Here is a 3,056-nt window from a genome sequence, read left to right on the forward strand (position 1 = left end):
CAGGGGAGACCCCGCAGGCGCTTCAGCGCCGAGGAGGCTCCCCGGAACGCCCGCGGAAAGCGAAGCACCTGGAGCGGAAATCAACATCCCAATTTTAAAACATACCTTTTAGTCTTTCTCTATTCCTTTTTATTAGCAAGATATCTTTCCGCAAGTAATTTCTTTACTTCATTATAGCTCAAGCCAGATTGGCTATTTAACCGTTTTACTTCGTCAATATCCGTTCCAACTTTTGTATATCTTTTTTGATTGATCATCTTTTTAACAACTCCTAAAGAATTCTGGAAATGAAAACCCACTTTTTTGTGCATACTAATAAAAAAGGAGGCGGTTCCCATTTTTTACGGTAAAAGAGCTAAAGAAGAGGAAATTGAAACGGTCCTGGTTAATACTGAAATTTATTCATGCATAGCCGAAGCCTGTATTGGGTGGATGAGAAAGGACTTCGTTGCAGATGACTTACTATGCCCAATGTGTGGCAATGAAATGCTTCAAGAAATGAGAGAACTTCCGCAAATTTAAGAAAACACTATTCACTAAAGACTGTCACGGTTCATTGACAGTCTTTTTTACTCTTTCTATAGATTTTCATTTTGCTGTTGGATTTCATCACCGCTAATTAAGGTATTTGCTTCTTCCAGATTTCTAAGTTCATCTACGGAATCCCCTGAAACTGTTTTCGTATTATTAATAACAGTCTCTTTTATAATGTTTCTAGTTCGATAACTATGGGAATCAGCCTTTTTAGCCATGCATATCATCTCCTTATGTAAAGGTTTTACATCAAGAAAAAGGATTATGCCTTCCTAAATCTCTCCTAAAAGGTAAAAATTAAATAATCATCAGATGATGATTAAAATAACAAAAAACTCTCCAAAGCGGAGAGTTTTTTCGAGCTATTCTTCTTTTTTTGCTAAACATTTCTCACATTCCATAAAATAGCTTTCTGCTTGTTCCTCCATGTGCTGACCACATTCTGAACATTGCTTCTTTGGTAAAGTACGGAAAAACTCAACTGGACTAATTAACATAATAAAACTCCTCCTTTATTAATACAGTTTATTTAAATCGTTCTTGTTATAGTACAGTATAGACGAAATAAATTAAAATGTGTAGACTTTTTTAAAAAAAATTAGCCTTTTTTTTAAAATATAAGTCTTTTATCACATAAATGTTCATTTGGTTTTTTATTCTTCTTGGATTGGTGTTATGTAGGTTAAAATAATTGAAAATCGACGTATCTGAGAATTTTATACTTCCATAACAATTCTCTTTCCATTACAATCATAGTAGAAAAGCATTAGATATGGGGGGATGCTGGTAAATGAATGCAATGATAGGTACTTTTCAACCGTATTTCATCGTAATTGCCATTGGTTTAACCATCATGGCATCATATACAGCATTAGATATGTTTACTTTAATAAAATCTACAGAAAAAAATAAGCCGCATCTGTTTCTAGGTGGCACATTTTCAATTGGCATCGGGATTTGGATCATGAATTTTATTGGACTCATTTCCATAGATACAAACAGGTTTGCCAGTTATCATATTCCACTTACGATTCTTTCAATAATTATTGGAATAGCATTTACAGGAATGGCCTTTCTGTCTTTATTAAGAAAACGAATGACGTTTTTTCATTTAATCTTAGGTAGTTTATTTTTAACGATGGCCGTTTTTGCAATCCATCTTATCGGTTTATATGCCATGAATGTTGTTATTAAATATCATGTAATATTGCTTCTTTTTTCAGGGTTTTTAATCTTTGCTTCCTTTTTATTCTCTTTATGGATTATTTTTTCTTCGAAAAGTTTTACTCGAAATAACCAGGTTTGGTTAAAGCCAATTAGTGCGATTATTATGACGTTAGCCATTATTGAAGGTCATTTTCTATTGAGGCGAGCTTTAGTCATGTCTTTCAGTGAAAGGCTGAATGGGTCAAGTGCGGATAGTCCCTTTTTTATTTATTTGGTATTATTCTTGTCTATTCTAATTATTGGAGGGCTAATTGTATCAAGTACATTAATTAGTAAACAATTAGTAACATCTGATGCAAACCTAAAGGACATTAAAGCAGCTCTCGATGCCTCGACCATTGTTGCTATAACAGACCCTAAAGGAAATATCATTTTTGTTAATGATAAATTCGAAGAGATTTCGAAGTATACAAAGGAAGAAATTATCGGTCAGAATCATAGGATTTTAAATTCTGGTTACCATTCAAAAGCATTTTTCAAGGATTTATGGTCCACGATTCAATCAGGAAAGATTTGGCGGGGAGAAATCCGCAATAAGGCGAAGGATGGATCTTTTTATTGGGTTGATACCACGATTGTGCCATTTTTAAATAAAAAAGGAAAGCCTGTCCAATATATTGCGATTCGCTCAGATATTTCGGACAGAAAAAAGGCTGAAGGTCATCTGAAAGAAACCATTAAAGAGAATATTGATATTAAATTTGCTCTTGATCAATCCTCGATTGTTGCATTTACGGATGCAAAAGGAGTTATCACCAGTGTCAATGAAAAATTCTGTGAGATTTCAAAATACAATCGAGAAGAAATCCTTGGCAGAGATCATAATATTTTAAATTCAGGTTTCCATTCAAAAGAATTTTTCAAAGATCTTTGGAAGACAATTGGTTCTGGAAAAGTGTGGAAGGGTGAAATAAGAAATAAAGCAAAGGATGGGACCTATTATTGGGTGGATACCACGATTGTTCCTTTTTTAAATGATCAGGGCAAGCCATACCAATATCTTGCCATCCGTAATGACATAACCGAACGGAAGAAAACAGAGGAAGTCCTTCATCGGCAGGATAAATTGGCTGCGGTTGGTCAATTAGCTGCGGGTGTTGCCCACGAAATCCGTAATCCACTCACTTCAATGAAAGGATACGCGGAATTTTTACAGCTAGATGAAAAGGACCCGGAGCGGATCGAGTTTTTGAGCATTATTCTCGATGAAATTGAGCGAGTAAATACTATTGTTGAGGACTTTATGGTATTAGCAAAACCAAAGGCAGTCGAATTAGAAGAAAAGAATGTCGTTC

At 34.7% G+C, this 3,056-nt stretch carries 5 protein-coding genes; 2 read left to right on the forward strand and 3 right to left on the reverse strand.

The features are described 5' to 3' along the window. Window positions 1-119 precede the first annotated feature (119 nt). A complete protein-coding gene (locus V7659_RS11015) occupies window positions 120-257 on the reverse strand; it encodes a hypothetical protein (RefSeq protein WP_335540073.1) in 138 nt (45 codons plus the stop codon). Window positions 258-303: 46 nt separating this feature from the next. On the opposite strand from V7659_RS11015, the gene V7659_RS11020 reads away from it, so the two are divergent. Continuing rightward, window positions 304-522: a cold-shock protein gene (locus tag V7659_RS11020; protein ID WP_260871546.1), complete on the forward strand. Its 219-nt coding sequence runs from the start codon at window positions 304-306 to the stop codon at window positions 520-522. Between the two features lie 56 nt (window positions 523-578). Here the strand turns inward: V7659_RS11020 and V7659_RS11025 are convergent, their stop codons facing one another. Both V7659_RS11025 and yhfH read right to left on the reverse strand, forming a co-directional pair. Beyond that, window positions 579-752, reverse strand: a complete 174-nt coding sequence (locus tag V7659_RS11025) for a hypothetical protein (protein ID WP_186328591.1) — start codon at window positions 750-752, stop codon at window positions 579-581. A 144-nt stretch (window positions 753-896) separates the two neighbouring features. Beyond that, window positions 897-1,031: a protein YhfH gene (gene yhfH / locus V7659_RS11030; RefSeq protein ID WP_081825336.1), complete on the reverse strand. Its 135-nt coding sequence runs from the start codon at window positions 1,029-1,031 to the stop codon at window positions 897-899. A gap of 293 nt (window positions 1,032-1,324) precedes the next feature. Here yhfH and V7659_RS11035 point away from each other — a divergent pair. Beyond that, on the forward strand, window positions 1,325-3,056 hold a 1,732-nt coding region (locus V7659_RS11035), incomplete at its 3' end, for a PAS domain S-box protein (RefSeq protein WP_335540074.1).

The sequence above is a fragment of the Neobacillus drentensis genome, assembly GCF_036966985.1.
In the GTDB taxonomy this organism is placed as follows: domain Bacteria; phylum Bacillota; class Bacilli; order Bacillales; family Cytobacillaceae; genus Neobacillus; species Neobacillus drentensis_E.